Annotated in this window: 17 protein-coding genes and 1 other annotated feature; of the genes, 7 read left to right on the top strand and 10 right to left on the bottom strand. The window is 60.6% G+C overall.

Annotated elements, in window-relative coordinates:
• The 4 genes from E0E41_RS05665 to E0E41_RS05650 all read left to right on the top strand — a co-directional run bounded on the left by E0E41_RS05665 (position 1) and on the right by E0E41_RS05650 (position 2,722).
• A complete protein-coding gene (locus tag E0E41_RS05665) occupies positions 1–933 on the top strand; it encodes an ABC transporter ATP-binding protein (RefSeq protein WP_130869110.1) in 933 nt (310 codons plus the stop codon).
• On the top strand, positions 930–1,526 hold the full coding sequence (locus E0E41_RS05660; protein WP_130869109.1) for an ABC transporter ATP-binding protein: 597 nt from the start codon (positions 930–932) through the stop codon (positions 1,524–1,526). Before E0E41_RS05665 ends, E0E41_RS05660 begins: the two co-directional genes overlap by 4 nt.
• Positions 1,527–1,610: 84 nt before the next feature.
• Positions 1,611–2,045 carry a MarR family winged helix-turn-helix transcriptional regulator gene (locus tag E0E41_RS05655; RefSeq protein ID WP_130869108.1) on the top strand — a complete coding sequence of 145 codons (435 nt, stop codon included), beginning with the start codon at positions 1,611–1,613 and terminating at the stop codon, positions 2,043–2,045.
• Positions 2,042–2,722: a YczE/YyaS/YitT family protein gene (locus E0E41_RS05650; RefSeq protein ID WP_207303197.1), complete on the top strand. Its 681-nt coding sequence runs from the start codon at positions 2,042–2,044 to the stop codon at positions 2,720–2,722. Before E0E41_RS05655 ends, E0E41_RS05650 begins: the two co-directional genes overlap by 4 nt.
• A gap of 114 nt (positions 2,723–2,836) precedes the next feature.
• Here E0E41_RS05650 and E0E41_RS05645 read toward each other — a convergent pair whose 3' ends face one another.
• Together E0E41_RS05645 and E0E41_RS05640 are read right to left on the bottom strand one after the other, a co-directional pair.
• A complete protein-coding gene (locus E0E41_RS05645; RefSeq protein ID WP_130869107.1) occupies positions 2,837–4,012 on the bottom strand; it encodes a DUF4317 domain-containing protein in 1,176 nt (391 codons plus the stop codon).
• Between the two features lie 37 nt (positions 4,013–4,049).
• A complete protein-coding gene (locus E0E41_RS05640) occupies positions 4,050–6,041 on the bottom strand; it encodes a fructose-1,6-bisphosphatase (RefSeq protein WP_130869106.1) in 1,992 nt (663 codons plus the stop codon).
• Positions 6,042–6,192: 151 nt separating this feature from the next.
• On the opposite strand from E0E41_RS05640, the gene E0E41_RS05635 reads away from it, so the two are divergent.
• The 3 genes from E0E41_RS05635 to E0E41_RS05625 are packed head-to-tail and all read left to right on the top strand — an operon-like array spanning position 6,193 to position 10,161.
• Entirely contained in the window at positions 6,193–6,627 is a 435-nt protein-coding gene (locus E0E41_RS05635; protein ID WP_130869105.1) for a MarR family winged helix-turn-helix transcriptional regulator, read from the top strand.
• Positions 6,624–8,387, top strand: a complete 1,764-nt coding sequence (locus tag E0E41_RS05630; protein WP_130869104.1) for an ABC transporter ATP-binding protein — start codon at positions 6,624–6,626, stop codon at positions 8,385–8,387. Before E0E41_RS05635 ends, E0E41_RS05630 begins: the two co-directional genes overlap by 4 nt.
• Positions 8,353–10,161: an ABC transporter ATP-binding protein gene (locus tag E0E41_RS05625; protein ID WP_130869103.1), complete on the top strand. Its 1,809-nt coding sequence runs from the start codon at positions 8,353–8,355 to the stop codon at positions 10,159–10,161. The genes E0E41_RS05630 and E0E41_RS05625 overlap by 35 nt, the downstream gene beginning before the upstream one ends.
• Positions 10,162–10,273: 112 nt before the next feature.
• Here the strand turns inward: E0E41_RS05625 and rplL are convergent, their stop codons facing one another.
• The 8 genes from rplL to E0E41_RS05585 form a co-directional block, all read right to left on the bottom strand.
• On the bottom strand, positions 10,274–10,648 hold the full coding sequence (gene rplL, locus E0E41_RS05620; protein WP_130869102.1) for a 50S ribosomal protein L7/L12: 375 nt from the start codon (positions 10,646–10,648) through the stop codon (positions 10,274–10,276).
• Between the two features lie 48 nt (positions 10,649–10,696).
• A complete protein-coding gene (gene rplJ, locus E0E41_RS05615; RefSeq protein WP_130869101.1) occupies positions 10,697–11,242 on the bottom strand; it encodes a 50S ribosomal protein L10 in 546 nt (181 codons plus the stop codon).
• A gap of 46 nt (positions 11,243–11,288) precedes the next feature.
• Positions 11,289–11,423 (bottom strand) — a sequence feature (ribosomal protein L10 leader region).
• Between the two features lie 81 nt (positions 11,424–11,504).
• Positions 11,505–12,197, bottom strand: a complete 693-nt coding sequence (rplA, locus tag E0E41_RS05610) for a 50S ribosomal protein L1 (RefSeq protein WP_130869100.1) — start codon at positions 12,195–12,197, stop codon at positions 11,505–11,507.
• A gap of 21 nt (positions 12,198–12,218) precedes the next feature.
• Positions 12,219–12,644, bottom strand: a complete 426-nt coding sequence (rplK, locus tag E0E41_RS05605) for a 50S ribosomal protein L11 (protein WP_007489097.1) — start codon at positions 12,642–12,644, stop codon at positions 12,219–12,221.
• Between the two features lie 94 nt (positions 12,645–12,738).
• Complete coding sequence (nusG, locus tag E0E41_RS05600) at positions 12,739–13,263, bottom strand: transcription termination/antitermination protein NusG (protein WP_130869099.1); 525 nt, start codon at positions 13,261–13,263, stop codon at positions 12,739–12,741.
• A gap of 9 nt (positions 13,264–13,272) precedes the next feature.
• A complete protein-coding gene (gene secE, locus E0E41_RS05595; RefSeq protein ID WP_130869098.1) occupies positions 13,273–13,590 on the bottom strand; it encodes a preprotein translocase subunit SecE in 318 nt (105 codons plus the stop codon).
• Between the two features lie 41 nt (positions 13,591–13,631).
• Positions 13,632–13,796, bottom strand: coding sequence for a 50S ribosomal protein L33 (gene rpmG, locus E0E41_RS05590; protein ID WP_009259908.1), 165 nt, complete (start codon positions 13,794–13,796; stop codon positions 13,632–13,634).
• A 564-nt stretch (positions 13,797–14,360) separates the two neighbouring features.
• Positions 14,361–15,569, bottom strand: a complete 1,209-nt coding sequence (locus E0E41_RS05585; protein ID WP_130870778.1) for an IS110 family transposase — start codon at positions 15,567–15,569, stop codon at positions 14,361–14,363.
• Positions 15,570–15,655 lie beyond the last annotated feature (86 nt).

Raw genomic sequence — 15,655 nt, 5'->3', positions numbered from 1 at the left:
ATGGAACCTATCTTAGCGGTGAAGGACCTGTCCATCTCCTTTACCCAGTATCAGAACGGCACCCACCGGCGGGTGCTGCCGGTGATCCGGGACCTCTCGCTCACCATCGAAGCGGGCCAGGTGGCGGCGGTGGTGGGCTCCAGCGGCTCGGGCAAGAGCCTGCTGGCCCACGGCATCCTGGGCATCCTGCCCTACAACAGCCATATGGAGGGAGAGATCACCTACCGGGGAGAGCCCCTCACCCCCCGCCGGGCGGAACAGCTCCGGGGAAAGGAAATCGTGCTGGTGCCCCAGGGCGTGACCTATCTGGACCCGCTGATGAAGGTGGGACCCCAGCTGCGGGGCGGCCGCCGGGACGCCCAGGCCAGAGCTCGGAGCCGGGCGGTGCTGGAGCGGTACGGCCTGGGGGCGGACACGGAGGAGCGCTATCCCTTCGAACTGTCCGGCGGTATGGCCCGCCGGGTGCTCATCGCCACCGCCGCCGTCCAGTCTCCCAAACTGCTCATTGCCGACGAGCCCACCCCCGGCCTGGATGCCCGGGCCGCCAAGCGCATCCTGTCCCACTTCCGGGAGATCGCCGATCAGGGGGCGGGGGTGCTTCTCATTACCCACGACCTGGAGCTGGCCCTCACCATCGCCGACCGGGTAGCGGTGTTCTACGCCGGTGAGACAGTGGAGGAGGCAGCCGCCGCTGACTTTTCCGCCGGGCGGCTGCGCCACCCCTATACCAACGCCCTGTGGAACGCCCTGCCTTCCAACGGCTTTACCCCCATCCCGGGCACCCAGCCCTGGCCGGGGGAAGAGGGGAGCGGCTGTCCCTTTGCCCCCCGGTGCCCCCGCCGGACGGAGGCCTGCGCCGGGGAGATCCCGGTGCGGACCGTGAACGGCGGCCGGGTCCGCTGCCTGTATCCGGAAGGAGGGGAGAACCCGTGAGCCTGGAAGGGAAAAAGCTGTCCTTCGGCTACCGCCGGAAGGGGCGGGTGCTGGAGGAAATCGACCTCGCCGTGGAACCCGGCGAGCGGGTGGGTCTGGCAGGGCCCAGCGGCCGGGGCAAGACAACTTTATGTAAACTGCTGGCGGGCTACGAGAAGCCGGACGGGGGAGCGGTCCTGCTGGACGGCCGGCCGCTGGACACGTACCGGGGCCTGTGCCCGGTACAGATGATCTGGCAGCATCCGGAGACGGCGGTGGACCCGCTGCTGAAGCTGAGGGATTCGGTGTCCGAGGCCGGCCCGGTGGCGGAGGAGCTGCTGGAAGCGCTCCACATCCAGCCCGGCTGGCTGGAGCGGTATCCCACCGAGCTGTCCGGCGGGGAGCTGCAGCGGTTCTGCATCGCCCGGGCCCTGGCGCCCGGGGTAAAATACCTGCTGTGCGATGAGATCACCGCCATGCTGGACCCCATCACCCAGGCCCAGATCTGGAAGCTGATCCTGGCGGAGGCGGAGCGCCGCAATCTGGGACTGCTCATCGTCAGCCACGACTCCGCTCTGCTGGAGCGGTTGTGTACCCGCATCCAATCTCTGTAAGAAAGCCTTGACAAAGGGCGGATCTTCCTGTAATATAATTTGGATACAAATAATTTGTATATCAATAATGTGCGGGAGGAAACCATGGATCAAAGCTTTCACTATTTGCTCATGGCCGCCCAGGGCCTGTTTCAGCGGGCGGTTATGGGCGAACTGAGCAAGGCGGGGCTGACAACGGGTCAGCCCAAGGTATTGGACTATCTGGGGCTCCATGACGGCAGCATCCAGAAGCAGATTGCGGCGGGGTGCCAGATCGACCCTGCCACCCTCACCGGCCTGCTGGGCCGGATGGAGGAAAAGGGACTGATCGAGCGCCGCAGCCAGGACGGTGACCGGCGCTCTCTCTATGTCTACCTGACGGCGGAGGGCTGGGAGAAGCAGAAGCTGGTCCGGGCCGCCATGGGGCGGATGGAGGAGCAGGTACTGGACAGCCTGGATCAAAGCCAGCGGGACGCCCTGAAGGCGGGCCTGCTGCAGGTCTGCCTCTCTCTGACGGAAGACAAGGAGGCGCTGCAATGAGCAAAGCGGAATTGGTTCGCCGGTATCTCTTTTTCATCGTGGGGCTGTTCGTCAACTCCCTGGGCATCGCCCTCATCACCAAGGGCGACCTGGGCACGTCCCCCATTTCCAGCATCCCCTACACCCTGAGCATTGGCTTTACCCCCTCGCTGGGCATGTTCACCCTGTATTTCAGCCTGCTGCTCATCGTGCTCCAGCTGGCCATCCTGCGGAAGAAGTTTCCCAAGCAGTTCTGGCTCCAGATCCCGGTGTCTCTGGGCTTTTCCTACTTCATTGATCTGTCCATGTCGCTGCTGAGCTTTGTCCACCCCCAGAGCTATCCCACCAAGGCGGTGTTCCTGCTGGTGGGCTGCCTGGTGCTGGGCTTCGGCGTGTTCATGGAGATGGCGGCCAATGTGGTCATGCTGCCCGGCGAATGCACCGTCAAGGCCATCTCCACCACCTGGAATACCGACTTCGGCAAGACCAAGGTGGCGGTGGATGTGACCATGGCGGCCACGGCGGCGGTGCTGGGGCTGATCCTCTACCATGCGCTGACCGGCGTGCGGGAGGGGACCTTTGTCTCCGCCCTGCTGGTGGGGTTCATCGCCCGCACTTTCAACAAGCAGGTTGGGCGGCATATCCAGACCCTGCTGGGGGAGCGGACCGCTGCCCAGCTTCCGGAGGAGAGCCGCTGACAGAACGTAAGCCCGTCCCCGTGGGGGACGGGCCTTTTCGTATCCGTGGATTAGCATAAACTAACTGATGGGAAAGAAAAACCCGGCCAAGGGGCCGGGCTTGAGTGGGCGGTTTCAGGGTGCGGGGGAAGCCGGGCTGACAGAGCCATTCTGGACGGTCCGTACATCCACCGCCAGGCCGTTGACCTCCATGCCGTCGTCCACCGGCAGGAGCAGGAAGGTGCGGCCATTGATCTTCCGGGTCTCCACCAGGTAGCTGTAGTCCGGGTCGATGACCAGGGAGGCGTGCTCCGTTTTGATCTCAAAACGGCCGCTGTTGATCAGGTTGTTGGGGTTGAGGGGGGTATCCTCGCCAAACTGGGCGGCACAGCTCTTGTGGAAAGCCTTCACCTTTTCCTCCTCCACGCCGCAGCTCAGCAGGATGGTGTCCACCTCTTTGGGGGCGATCTCCGGCGGTTCCGGGTCCCGGCTCTCCTTGTGGAGGATCAGCCGGTCCCGCAGCTGCTGGTGGACCGTCCGCACCACGTCCATGGAGCATTCCCCTTCCAGGGATTCCGCCAGGGCGGTGTGGAAGGTGGCCTTCTGCTCATCGGCGGACATGGGGGGCTCGGTGCGGAAGAGGGCGTCGATGAACTCCTGGTGGATCAGGTCGGTCTGCTTGGTGTAGTACAGGGCGTTGTAGATGTTGGCGGCACGGTTGTCAAAGGCGGGGAAGAGGAAGCCCAGCTCCGGCGGCGCCACCACCTGCCCGGCGGAGCGGCTGTGGAACTCGTTCTCTCCCGGGAAATAGCCCAGCTCCGGCTTACTGTCCTTCACCGGACAGACGGCGCACAGAATGTAGGAGTACACCTGGTCGGAGGCGTCGGCCTGATCCTCGCCGTCCTTTCCCCGGTAGGGAACGTCGTAGGTGTCGTGGGCCAGCAAAATCAGGTAGTTCCGGTCGTCCATGTCCAGGGCCTGGATCACCGTATCATAAAAGCGCTGCCGGAGGGTTTCGTCCTTCAGCCCGGTCTGCCGCAGGGCGGAGAGCAGCTTGTGCTCCTCGCTGTCCGCCACCTGGCGGGTGGAAAAAACGATGTCGATGAGGTTCTTCTGCAGCTGGCCGGTGAGGGTGCGCCGCAGGAGGGTCAGGTACTTCTCCGCCTCGTCCTGGGGCATGATCCCCAGGGAGGTGTCCAGGTAGGAGATGACCTGCTTATTGGAGTTGACATAACAACCGTAGATCTTGCTGATGGCATTCTTTTCCGGCTTCAGCCGGCGGCGCAGTTCGCCGATTTCTCGCTGGTTCATGGGTTTCCTCGCTTTTCATGAAATGGGATTTTGGGGCTCAGTCCTTGTGGTCCTCCACGATTTCGCCGCTGCGGAAGGCGCAGAGCAGATCCATCAGGTCGTTGATCTGCTCCTGGAGCTGACGGCCCACGTCGGTGCCGGAGATCTTCATCCGGGACTCCAGCCGCTCGAACACCACGGAGGTGGAGGCGATGTCCTGGTTTTCCCGGATGGCGTTGGCCCGGCCCACGAAGGGCTCGTGGGACACCAGGCGGAAGCAGGCGGAGTTATAGATCAGAGTGTAGCCGGCGATGCCGGTGGTCTTCTGGTAGGCCTTGCAGAACCCGCCGTCGATGACCAGCAGCTTGCCGCCCGCCTTCATGGGGCTCTCCCCCTTCTTGGACTTCACGGGCACGTGGCCGTTGACGATGTGGCAGTGGGGACCCTCCAGGCCGAACTCCTTCAGCAGGGCGTCGCACACCGCCGGGTCGTTGTAGAACCGGTAGTAGGGATTCTTGGGCTCGACCCAGGTGGACTCGTCGGCGATGAGCCGCCGCTCGAAGGTGGTCATCCGGTCCCGGCCGAAGATGGGGCTGTTCCGGCCCGCCCACAGGAACCACAGGAAGTCCATGCCGAACTCCCGCTCCTCCGAGCCGGGCTTGCTGTAGTAGGCCCGGCGGGCGGTCAGGTCGGCGTAGTCCAGAAACGCCTTGCCGGACAGTTCCTTGCCGCCGATGGAGAAGGTGAGCAGCTTCCCGTCCTCCGTCATGGGGATGCAGCCGTGGAAGAGCAGGTTGCCGTTATAGATCTTGTACAGGCTGCCCTTGGAGTAGAGGAAGCGGACATGCCTCTGGAGCTTTTCGCTGTGGAGGAAGGAGCTGGTGAGCTGGTTGATGAGGGCGTCCTCTTCCGGCGTCAGGGTGTAGGGATTCTTGGGGTCCACGGTGGGGAAGTCGGTGTCCTCCAGGGGATAGGTCACATCCCCGATGGTGATGCACTTGTTTTCGTAGTCGATCTTGTCCAGCAGCAGCCGGTCGGACATGTTGAAGCAGGGGTTGCGCAGGATCTTCTGGCCCTCCAGCTTGAAGAGAATGATGGTGATGGCCTTGTACATCCGGGCGGAGAGCAGCTTGTCCTTTTCGGTGTAGTGGGCGGCATCGGCGCCGCTGAGCTTGACCTCGAAGCGGTGGGTATCGCAGTCCTTGTAGACCTCGTTGGCAAAGACCGACAGGGGCCGCAGGGAGATGCCGTAGCCGGTTTCGATGACCTCCAGGTTGTTGTAGCGCAGGGAGTTGACCAGCACCGTGGCCACCAGGGTGCGGGAGCCGGAGGCCGCCCCCATCCACAGCACGTCGTGGTTGCCCCACTGGATATCTACGCTGTGGTAGTCCATCAGGGAATCCAGAATGATGTCGGCCCGGGGGCCCCGGTCGAAGATGTCCCCCACCAGGTGGAGGTGATCCACCGCCAGACGCTTGATCAGCTCGCACAGCTGTACCAGGAAGTTGGAGGCCCGGTCGATGTCGATGATGGTGGAGATGATGTTCTCGTAGTAGTCCCGCTTGTCGTTGTCCTCGTAGTGGGTGTGGATCATTTCATCGATGATGTAGGCGTACTCCGGCGGCATGGCCTTGCGGACCTTGGAACGGGTGTACTTGGAGCTGACCAGGCGGCATACCTCAATGAGCCGGTGGAAGGTGATGCGGTACCACTCCCGCATGTCGGCGGTCTCCCGCTCGATCTCCTCCAGCTTCTCCTGAGGGTAGTAGATCAGGGTGGCCAGCTGGTCCAGGTCGGCCTTGGAGACGGTGGTGGCGAACAGGTCGTCCAGCTTTTCCCGCACCACACCGGAGGCGGAGTTCAGGATGTGGAGAAAGGCCTCATATTCCCCATGGACGTCGGAGATGAAGTGCTCGGTGCCCTTGGGCAGGTTCTGGATGGCGTGGAGGTTGATGATTTCGGTGCTGGCGGCCTGTACGTTGGGATATTGCCGGGCCAGCATCTTCAGATAGTGCAGATTTTCCGGACGATAGGCTTTTGTGGGCTCCATGGCGGGGACCTCCTTTTTTCTCCTGTGCGGTTTTTTTCATTATCCCACGTTCCGCACCTGCTTGCAAGGGAAAAAGGAAAGGCGGACAGAAAGACTTGACAAGGCAGGGGAAGCAGCTATAATTGACATGTCAACAAAGGAGGATGAGGGTATGGAGCGCACCTTTCATATGCTGCTCTATCGGGCGTTTCACGCCCAGCGCAACGCTCTGCGGCCCCACCTGGGCGAGCTTGGCCTGGGAGCCGGCCAGCCCAAGGTGCTGGGCTATCTGATCCGCAATGGCGCCAGCCGGCAGCGGCAGCTGGCGGAATACTGCGAGATCGATCCGGCAGCCATTTCCCGCATGCTGGATTCCATGCAGAAGGGCGGCTTTGTAACCCGGGAGGCTGACGAGGAGAACCGCCGGTGCGAGCGGATCCAGATCACCGACCGGGGTTGGGCGGCCTATGGAGCCTGGGAGGGCTTCTGCGGAGAGATGGAGCAGCAGATGCTCGCCGGCTTTACCGACCAGGAGCGGGCGCAGTTTGCCGACTATCTGGGGCGGGCTTACCGGAACCTGAAAGAGGGAGGGGAGTCCGGAACATGAAGGATCTGAAGTGTCTGTTCCGCTATCTGGGTCCCTATCGGAAGGACATGTTTATCGGCGGGCTGCTGGTTTTGATCGAGACCATATTTGAATTGGTGATTCCGGTCTTTATGGCGGACCTGATCGATGTGGGCGTAGCCAACGGGGACGTCCCCTACATCCTTTACAAGGGTGTGCAGATGGCGGTGTGCGCGGGCCTTGCTCTGATCACAGGCCTGCTGTATGCCCGGTTTGCCGCCCGGGCGGCCTACGGCTGGGGCGCTCAGGTGCGGGAGGCGGAGTTTGAAAAGGTCCAGGGCTATGCCTTCTCCAATCTGGACCGGTTTGAGACCTCCTCCCTGGTCACCCGCATGACCACCGATGTGACGGTACTGCAGAACGCCGTCAACGGTGGCCTGCGGCCTCTGGTGCGCAGTCCGGTGATGCTGGCCATGGGCCTGGGCCTCTCCTTCTGGATGAATCCCCGGCTGGCCCTGGTATTTGTGGTGTGTGCCCCGGTGCTGGGTGTGATCCTGTTCGCGGTGGTGCGGAAGGTGGCCCCCATGTACAGCCGCCTGCAGAAGGCCATGGACGGCCTGAACAATGTGGTGCAGGAGAACCTGACCGCCATCCGGGCGGTGAAGGCCTTCGTGCGCGGCGAGTATGAGGAGGACAAGTTCCGGGATGTCAATGGGGAGCTGCTGTCCACCAGTGAGCGCACCTTCCACTTCGCCGTGCTCAACCTGCCTGCCTTCCAGCTGGTGATGTACACCAGCGTGGTGCTCATTTTCTGGTTCGGCGGCGGCATGATTCTCCAGGGCAAGCTGCTGGTGGGGGAGCTGACCGGCTTCCTCAGCTACGTGCTCCAGGTGATGAACTCCCTGATGATGATCTCCAACGTGTTCCTGCTGCTCACCCGCTCCCTGGCCAGCGCCCACCGCATCGTGGAGGTGCTGGATGAGGAGCCTGCCCTCACCTCTCCGGCAAAGCCGGTGACCCGGGTGGCTGACGGCAGCGTGGACTTTGACAGGGTATCCTTTAAGTATCACGCCAAGGCCAAGGAGTACGCCCTGGCCGATGTGGACCTGCACATCAGGGCCGGCCAGACGGTGGGCATCCTGGGGGGCACCGGCTCGGCCAAGACCACCCTGGTACAGCTCATTCCCCGCCTGTACGACGCCAGCGAGGGCGCGGTGAAGGTGGGGGGCGTGGACGTGCGGGATTATGACCTGACCGTCCTGCGGGATGCGGTGTCCATCGTGCTCCAGAAGAACGAGCTCTTTTCCGGCACCGTGCGGGAGAACCTCCGGTGGGGTGCCCCGGAGGCCAGCGATGAAGAGATCTGGGTCGCCTGCCGGGCTGCCTGCGCCGACGAATTTCTGGAGCGGATGCCCAAGGGCCTGGATACCGACCTGGGTCAGGGGGGCGTCAACGTCTCCGGCGGTCAGAAGCAGCGCCTTTGCATCGCCCGGGCCCTGCTGAAAAAGCCCAAGATCCTGATCTTTGACGACTCCACCTCGGCGGTGGATACCGCCACCGAGGCCAAGATCCGCTCCGCTCTGGCGGCCCTCACCGGCGTGACCAAGATCATCATTGCCCAGCGGATCACCTCGGTGATGAACACCGACCTCATTGTCATCCTGGAGGACGGCAGGATCCACGCCACCGGGACCCACGCCCAGCTGCTGGCGTCCGATCCCATTTACCAGGAGATCTACGCATCCCAGATGAAAGGAGGGGAGGAGCATGGCAGCCAGACAGCTCAGCGCCAAGAAGCCTAAGCACCTGCGCTACACCCTGCGCACCTTCCTGTCCTATCTGGGACGGCACAAGTTCCTGCTGCTGGTGGTGGCGGTGCTGGTGAGCATCAGCGCCATCGCCAACCTGCTGGGTACCTACATGATCCGGCCGGTGGTGAACAGCCTGGCCGCCGGCAGCTGGAATGACCTGGTTTTCGGCGTGATCCTCACAGCCGGGATCTACATTGTGGGAGTACTCTCCGCCTACGGCTACACCCAGACCATGGTGAAGGCGGCCCAGAAGGTGCTCTACGACATCCGCCGGGATCTGTTTGCCCATCTCCAGACCCTGCCCCTGCACTTCTTTGACACCCACCGCCACGGCGAGGTGATGAGCTACTTCACCAACGACGTGGATACCATCTCCGACGCCCTGAATAACAGCTTTGCCATGATGATCCAGAGCTTTATCCAGGTGGTGGGTACCATGGCCCTGCTGTTCATCCTCAACTGGCAGCTCACCCTGGTCATGCTGGCGTGCTATGTGGTCATGTTTCTCTATATCCGCTTCAGCGGAAAGCGGAGCAAGGCCTACTACAACAAACAGCAGGCCTGCCTGGGGGAGCTGGACGGCTATATCGAGGAGATGATGGGCGGCCAGAAGGTAGTCAAGGTGTTCAACCACGAGGAGGCGGCCATGCGCTCCTTCCGGGAAAAGAACGAGGCCCTGCGGAAGGCGGGCACCGGTGCCCAGGGTTACGCCGCCACCATGATCCCCGCGGTGGTCAGCCTGTCTTACCTCAACTACGCGGTGGTGGCCGTCCTGGGAGGCATCATGGCCATGAAGGGCATGACCGATGTGGGCAGCCTGGCCAGCTATCTGGTGTTCGTCCGCCAGTCCACCGTGCCCATCAATCAGTTCACCCAGCAGAGCAACTTCATGCTGGCCGCGCTGGCGGGTGCCGAGCGGGTCTTTGAGGTGCTGGACCAGCCCCCCGAGGTGGACCAGGGAAATGTGGATCTGGTGTCTCTGGAGCAGGGCGGCTGGGCCTGGCAGCGGCCGGACGGCAGCCGCACCCCGCTGCGGGGCGACGTGCGGTTTGAGCACGTGAGCTTCGGCTATGAGGACGACCGGCCGATCCTGAAGGACATCAGCCTCTTCGCCAAACCCGGACAGAAGATCGCCTTCGTGGGCTCCACCGGTGCGGGCAAGACGACCATCACCAACCTGATCAACCGGTTCTACGACGTGCAGGCGGGCACACTGACCTATGACGGCATCGACGTAAAGGACATCAAAAAGAGCGCCCTGCGGCACAGCCTGGGCATGGTGCTCCAGGATACCCACCTGTTTACCGGCACCATCGCCGACAATATCCGCTTCGGCAAGCTGGACGCCACCCAGGAGGAGGTGGAGAAGGCGGCAAAGATCGCCAACGCCGACTCCTTCATCCGCCGCCTGCCCCAGGGCTATGACACCATGGTGACGGCAGACGGCGCCAACCTGTCCCAGGGCCAGCGGCAGCTGCTGGCCATCGCCCGGGCGGCGGTGGCCGATCCGCCGGTGCTCATCCTGGATGAGGCCACTTCCTCCATCGACACCCGTACCGAGGCCCTGATTGAGAAGGGGATGGACCAGCTGATGGAGGGCCGGACGGTGTTCGTCATCGCCCACCGGCTGTCCACCGTCCGCAACGCCGATGCCATCCTGGTACTGGAGCACGGACAGGTGGTGGAGCGGGGCAGTCACGACGACCTGCTGGCCCAGAAGGGGGAGTACTACCAGCTCTACCACGGGATGTTCGAGCTGAGCTGAAACAAACGGGAGCGGCCCGGCCGCTCCCGTTTTTTGTGAGATGCTGTGACATGAAAAAGAGGCCGGTTGTCTTTCGACAACCGGCCTCTCTGATGAGCGGAAATCGCTTGGATTACTTCAGCTCCACCTTGGCGCCGACTTCCTCCAGCTTCTTCTTCAGCTCCTCGGCCTCCTCCTTGGAGACGCCCTCCTTGATGGCCTTGGGGGCAGCCTCGACGGTAGCCTTGGCCTCAGCCAGGCCCAGGCCGGTGATCTCACGGACAGCCTTGATGACCTTGATCTTCTCGGAGCCGATCTCAGCCAGAACGACGTCGAACTCGGTCTTCTCCTCAGCAGCGGGAGCAGCAGCGCCGCCAGCGGCGGGAGCGGCCATAGCAGCGGCGGAGACGCCGAACTCGTCCTCCAGAGCGTGCACGAGCTCGGAGAGCTCCAGAACAGTCAGACCCTTAACCTCTTCGATGAGGGCAGTGATTTTCTCAGAAGCCATGATAGGTAACCTCCTAAATAAATAATTGTAAAAATCAGTTGCGTCGAATTACTCGGCAGCCGCTTCCGCGGGAGCCTCGGCGGCCTCGACAGAGCCGCCCTTCTGCTCGCAGATGGCCTTGATGACGATGGCCAGGCTGGTGATGGGGGCCAGCATGGTGCCCAGAACCTGAGCCTGCAGAACCTCCTTGGAGGGCAGCTCGGCCAGAGCCATGATCTCGTCCATGGACAGGACCTTGCCGTCCATGAAGCCGGCCTTGATAACGAACTTCTCGCCGTTGAACTGCTTGGCGAACTTGTTGATCACCCGCATGGGGGCGATGGGGTCGCCGTGGGACAGAGCCATGGAAGTGGTGCCGTTGAGCACGTCATCCATCTCGTTCAGGCCCACGTTGTTGATGGCGAAGCGCACCAGGGTGTTCTTCACCACGGCGTAGTCCAGCTCGTTCTTGCGGCACTCGGCGCGCAGAGCGGTATCCTGAGCCACGGTGATGCCCTTGTAATCAACAAGCACGCCGCTGCTGGCGGTCTTGAGCTTCTCGGTCAGATCGGCCACAATGGCCTGCTTCTCGCTGAGAACCTTTGCGTTAGGCATTTGGAATTCACCTCCGTTGAATTTGAGTTCAACTTTTCCGATGCAGTCACGCAACAAAAAAGCTGTTTCCGCATTCAAAGCAGCGAAAACAGCACAAAGAAATCATTCCGTTGTGGCTGCATTCTCGGCAGGACTTATGGCTTGCGCCGCCTGCTGTCTTTGAACACGACTGATAGTATATCATCCCGGACAGGCCATGTCAAGCATGACCTGTCCGGAAATGACAACTTTTTGGTACCGGAGCCAACGATCTCCGGATCAATTACATGAGCTTGGCGCTGTTGATCTTCACGCCGGGGCCCATGGTGGAAGCACAAACGCAGGAGCGAATGTACTGACCCTTGGCAGCGGAGGGCTTGGCCTTGACAATGGCGCCCATGAGAGCGTTGAAGTTCTCGGTCAGCTTCTCAGCGCCGAAGGAGACCTTGCCAATGGGGCAGTGGATGATGTTGGTCTTGTCCAGACGGTACTCCACCTTACCGGCTTTGATCTCGGTAACGGCCTTGGCCACGTCGGGGGTGACGGTGCCGGCCTTGGGGGAGGGCATCAGGCCCTTGGGGCCCAGAATCTTACCCAGACGGCCCACAACGCCCATCATGTCGGGAGAAGCCACGACCACGTCGTAGTCGAACCAGTTCTCCTTCTGGATCTTCTCCACCATGTCCATCTCGCCCACGAAGTCAGCGCCGGCGGCCTTGGCGGCCTCAGCCTTGTCGCCCTTGGCGAAGACCAGCACGCGCTGGGTCTTGCCGGTGCCGTGGGGCAGCACGATGGCGCCGCGGACCTGCTGGTCGGCGTGACGGGAATCAACGCCCAGCTTCACGTGCAGCTCGACGGTCTCGTCGAACTTGGCGGGAGCGGTCTTGACCACCAGCTCCATCGCCTCAGCGGTATCGTACAGAGCGCTCTTGTCGATCAGCTTGGCGCTCTCCTGATATTTCTTGCCTCTAAACATGCTCTATTTCCCTCCTTCGGCTTAGTCGCCCACCACGATGCCCATGGAACGGGCAGTGCCGGCGATCATGCTCATAGCGGCCTCGATGCTGGCCGCGTTCAGGTCGGGCATCTTGGTCTCGGCGATCTTGCGCACATCTTCCTTGCTGATGGTGGCCACCTTGGTCTTGTTGGGCACACCGGAGCCGGACTCGATGTTGCAGGCCTTCTTGATGAGGACGGCGGCGGGAGGGGTCTTGGTGATAAAGGTGAAGGAGCGGTCGGCGTAGACGGTGATCACCACGGGGATGATCAGGCCCACGTCGTTCTTGGTGCGCTCGTTGAACTCCTTGGTGAAGGCGGCGATGTTGATACCGTGCTGACCAAGGGCGGGACCGACGGGGGGCGCGGGAGTGGCCTTGCCCGCGGGAATCTGAAGTTTCACATAACCAGTAATTTTCTGTGCCATTTGAAACAGCACCTCCTACGATAAATGTGGTTGGAAGCGGAACTGCTGTGCAGTCCCTCCCACGTGCGGGGGAAAGGGCCGGCGGCCCGGGGCTTTAGTCCTGGACAGGCTCCACCTGATCCAGCTCCAGCTCCACGGGAGTCTCGCGGCCGAACATGGAGACCACCACACGGACCTTGCTGCGGTCCAGGTCGATCTCCTCCACGGTGCCCAGGAAGGATTCCAGAGCGCCGTCGGTGATTTTGACGTTGTCACCCACCTGGTAGCCCACCACAACCTCGCGCTTTTCCACGCCCAGGGCGGCGATCTCATCATCGGTGAGCGGGATGGCCTTGTTACCCGAACCCACGAACCCGGTGGCGCCGCGGATGTTGCGCACCAGGTGCCAGGTATCGTCCGTCATGACCATCTTGACCAACACATAGCCGGGGAACACCTTGCGTTCCACTGTTTTGGGACCGTTGTCCGTGATCTCGGTGACGGTCTCCAGAGGGATACTGACCTCCTGGATCAGATCCCGCAGGCCGCGGTTTTCCACAGCCTTCTCGATGCTGGCGGCTACCGTGTTCTCATAACCGGAATAGGTATGCACCACATACCACTTCGCGTTATCAGCCATTTCAGCACCTTAACCCTTACCGAACAGATCCAGCAGGGCGGTAATCACGGAGCCGGCGAGGGCGTCGAACACCCAGATGCAGATACCCACGATGATGCAGCAGACAATGACGATCACGGTGTTGTTGATGGTCTGCTTTCTGGTGGGCCACTGGACCTTCTTCAGCTCGCTCTTCATCTCCTTGAACCACTTGCCGATCCGGGCGAAGAAGCCGGGCTTGGACTTTTTCTCAGCCTTGACGTCCTTCTTCTTCTCAGTCTTGGCGGGCTTTTCGGGAGCGGGGGCAGCGTTTTCGGCGGCCTGCTCGAGCTTCTCGTTTTCAGACATTCCGTTTAACCCTTCTTTCTTCTGAGCCATAGCAGCACTCATTACTTGGTTTCGTTGTGAACCGTGTGCTTCCTGCAGAAGGGGCAGTACTTGTTCAGTTCCAGACGGTCGGGAGTGTTCTTCTTGTTCTTGTTGGTGTTGTAGTTCCGCTGCTTGCACTCGGAGCAGCGCAGGGTGATCTTCACCCGGTTGCCGGCTTTCGCCATGTTCGGCACCTCCTTCATTCTTTGCCGTGGACAGCAAAAAAGCTGAACCCGGCCTTTGGCCGAATCCAGCAACGCGCAGGCGTCAAAAGACGCCCTTTTTTCACGTTACGGTGCGGATCCGGCACATTGCCTCCCTATGTCCTCACGGGGAAGGGAAAGGGTTTTGTACGTCATCACACCGTAAAAATGCGCACAAAAAAAGAGCCCTTTTTCATAGGTAACTGAACTATACCACAGCGGTGGATGGAAGTCAAGCACTTTCCTCTTGTTTTTTTATCCTTTCTTCGGTATAGTGTACCGGAAGACCTGCTAACAAAAGTCAAGTAAAACTTTCAAAGGAAACGAGCAAAGGAAAAGGGTGCACCAAATTAAACCGCTGTGCATTTCAAAAAATGGCGGTCAGCCAGACAGTATAGAGCTGGGAAATCAGCCATGNCGGAAGACCTGCTAACAAAAGTCAAGTAAAACTTTCAAAGGAAACGAGCAAAGGAAAAGGGTGCACCAAATTAAACCGCTGTGCATTTCAAAAAATGGCGGTCAGCCAGACAGTATAGAGCTGGGAAATCAGCCATGCTCCAGAGAATCCAGGTAGGCTTTCACAGAAGCGTAGTAGATGCGCAGGAACTTGTTGGCGGAGGCCATCATGTAGACACGGTAGGGCTTACCTTCAGAGCGTTTCTTGTTCATGAACTGGTAGACCGGCTCATCCATTGGAGCGCATTGCAGGAGGACCCCCATCACCAGAAAGAGCGTCCTTCGCAGTGAGGCAGATCCTCTCTTGGAAATGTTACGGCTACGGACATCCACTTGTCCAGATTGGTAAGGTGGGGCGTCAATGCCTGCAAAGGCCACCAGCGCTTTCTTGGAATGAAAACGGCGTACATCGCCAATTTCAGCTATGAGTTGGGGGCCGAGGGTTGGGCCAACACCAAACATCTCCATCACCACAGGATACTCCGGTAGAGAAACGGCCAGGGACTGCATCTCCTGCTTGAGAGCAGCTAACGCGGCGGAAGTTGCCCGGAGTTGGGAAACAGCCTGTTCTACCAAAAGTTTTGCCGTAGCCGTTTTCGGCATGACACCGAAGTGTCCACATGCAGAGGCGTATATGTCCAGTGCCTTATCCTCGCTAAAATTGTAGCCGTGCTTTCTGCACCACTTCTGGTATTGGGTGGTAAAGGCCTTTTTCGACAAACCACAGCCACCCTCCCAATGCCAAAAAGCGGCTACAAAATCCACCCACTTCGCGCCGCCATCTCCGCGGGGCGGACTGGTAAACAGGCGGTTTTCATCAGGGAAAGCGGTGTCCAGCAGGGAGATTAGGTTGTTCTTCAGCATGGTCCGTACTTTGGAATACTGCTGGTACTGCCGGTAGCAGGTCTTCAGCATGAGCCGGGTGTCCTCCTCCGGGACATATTTCGGTAGTGTGAGCCAGTGGTCAAGGCCGTAGTTGGCCAGTTTCACGGCGTCCTTCTTGTCAGTCTTGCCTCGTCTTAAACTGTTGTTCCCATAGTCATGCACCAGCATTGCATTGACTACGGAGACATAAAGTCCCGCGTCGTGGAGCAGCCAGGCCACCGGCGCGTGGTAATTACCCGTGGATTCCATCACCACACGGGTCTCACCGTCCAAACTTTTGAGCAGCCCTGCCAGTTCGTTCAGTTCATTGGCGGTGTGTCGCACTTCAAAGGGTGAAACCACCACCTCACCGAAGGGGCGCATGACGGCGATCATGCTTTTCCCTTTGGAAACATCGATGCCAACGCTGTTCATCCACATTCCTCCAATACTAAAGAATCTGCAACCGGAATCCATCTTTTCTCGTTGCCGATTCAATCTATTGGGTGACGCGAACTCCC

The organism is Intestinimonas massiliensis (ex Afouda et al. 2020) (assembly GCF_900626285.1).
In the GTDB taxonomy this organism is placed as follows: domain Bacteria; phylum Bacillota; class Clostridia; order Oscillospirales; family Oscillospiraceae; genus Flavonifractor; species Flavonifractor massiliensis_A.
This window is presented reverse-complemented; position numbering and strand designations above follow the sequence as displayed.

What these genes read in the sequence shown, in the direction of transcription:
- rpmG (WP_009259908.1), bottom strand. Translation starts at nt 13,796, where the DNA reads ATGGCGAAAGCCGGCAACCGGGTGAAGATCACCCTGCGCTGCTCCGAG.
- secE (WP_130869098.1), bottom strand. Translation starts at nt 13,590, where the DNA reads ATGTCTGAAAACGAGAAGCTCGAGCAGGCCGCCGAAAACGCTGCCCCC.
- E0E41_RS05645 (WP_130869107.1), bottom strand. Translation starts at nt 4,012, where the DNA reads ATGAACCAGCGAGAAATCGGCGAACTGCGCCGCCGGCTGAAGCCGGAA.
- rplK (WP_007489097.1), bottom strand. Translation starts at nt 12,644, where the DNA reads ATGGCACAGAAAATTACTGGTTATGTGAAACTTCAGATTCCCGCGGGC.
- E0E41_RS05625 (WP_130869103.1), top strand. Translation starts at nt 8,353, where the DNA reads ATGGCAGCCAGACAGCTCAGCGCCAAGAAGCCTAAGCACCTGCGCTAC.
- nusG (WP_130869099.1), bottom strand. Translation starts at nt 13,263, where the DNA reads ATGGCTGATAACGCGAAGTGGTATGTGGTGCATACCTATTCCGGTTAT.
- E0E41_RS05655 (WP_130869108.1), top strand. Translation starts at nt 1,611, where the DNA reads ATGGATCAAAGCTTTCACTATTTGCTCATGGCCGCCCAGGGCCTGTTT.
- rplJ (WP_130869101.1), bottom strand. Translation starts at nt 11,242, where the DNA reads ATGCCTAACGCAAAGGTTCTCAGCGAGAAGCAGGCCATTGTGGCCGAT.
- E0E41_RS05650 (WP_207303197.1), top strand. Translation starts at nt 2,042, where the DNA reads ATGAGCAAAGCGGAATTGGTTCGCCGGTATCTCTTTTTCATCGTGGGG.
- rplL (WP_130869102.1), bottom strand. Translation starts at nt 10,648, where the DNA reads ATGGCTTCTGAGAAAATCACTGCCCTCATCGAAGAGGTTAAGGGTCTG.
- E0E41_RS05640 (WP_130869106.1), bottom strand. Translation starts at nt 6,041, where the DNA reads ATGGAGCCCACAAAAGCCTATCGTCCGGAAAATCTGCACTATCTGAAG.
- rplA (WP_130869100.1), bottom strand. Translation starts at nt 12,197, where the DNA reads ATGTTTAGAGGCAAGAAATATCAGGAGAGCGCCAAGCTGATCGACAAG.
- E0E41_RS05585 (WP_130870778.1), bottom strand. Translation starts at nt 15,569, where the DNA reads ATGAACAGCGTTGGCATCGATGTTTCCAAAGGGAAAAGCATGATCGCC.
- E0E41_RS05630 (WP_130869104.1), top strand. Translation starts at nt 6,624, where the DNA reads ATGAAGGATCTGAAGTGTCTGTTCCGCTATCTGGGTCCCTATCGGAAG.
- E0E41_RS05635 (WP_130869105.1), top strand. Translation starts at nt 6,193, where the DNA reads ATGGAGCGCACCTTTCATATGCTGCTCTATCGGGCGTTTCACGCCCAG.
- E0E41_RS05665 (WP_130869110.1), top strand. Translation starts at nt 1, where the DNA reads ATGGAACCTATCTTAGCGGTGAAGGACCTGTCCATCTCCTTTACCCAG.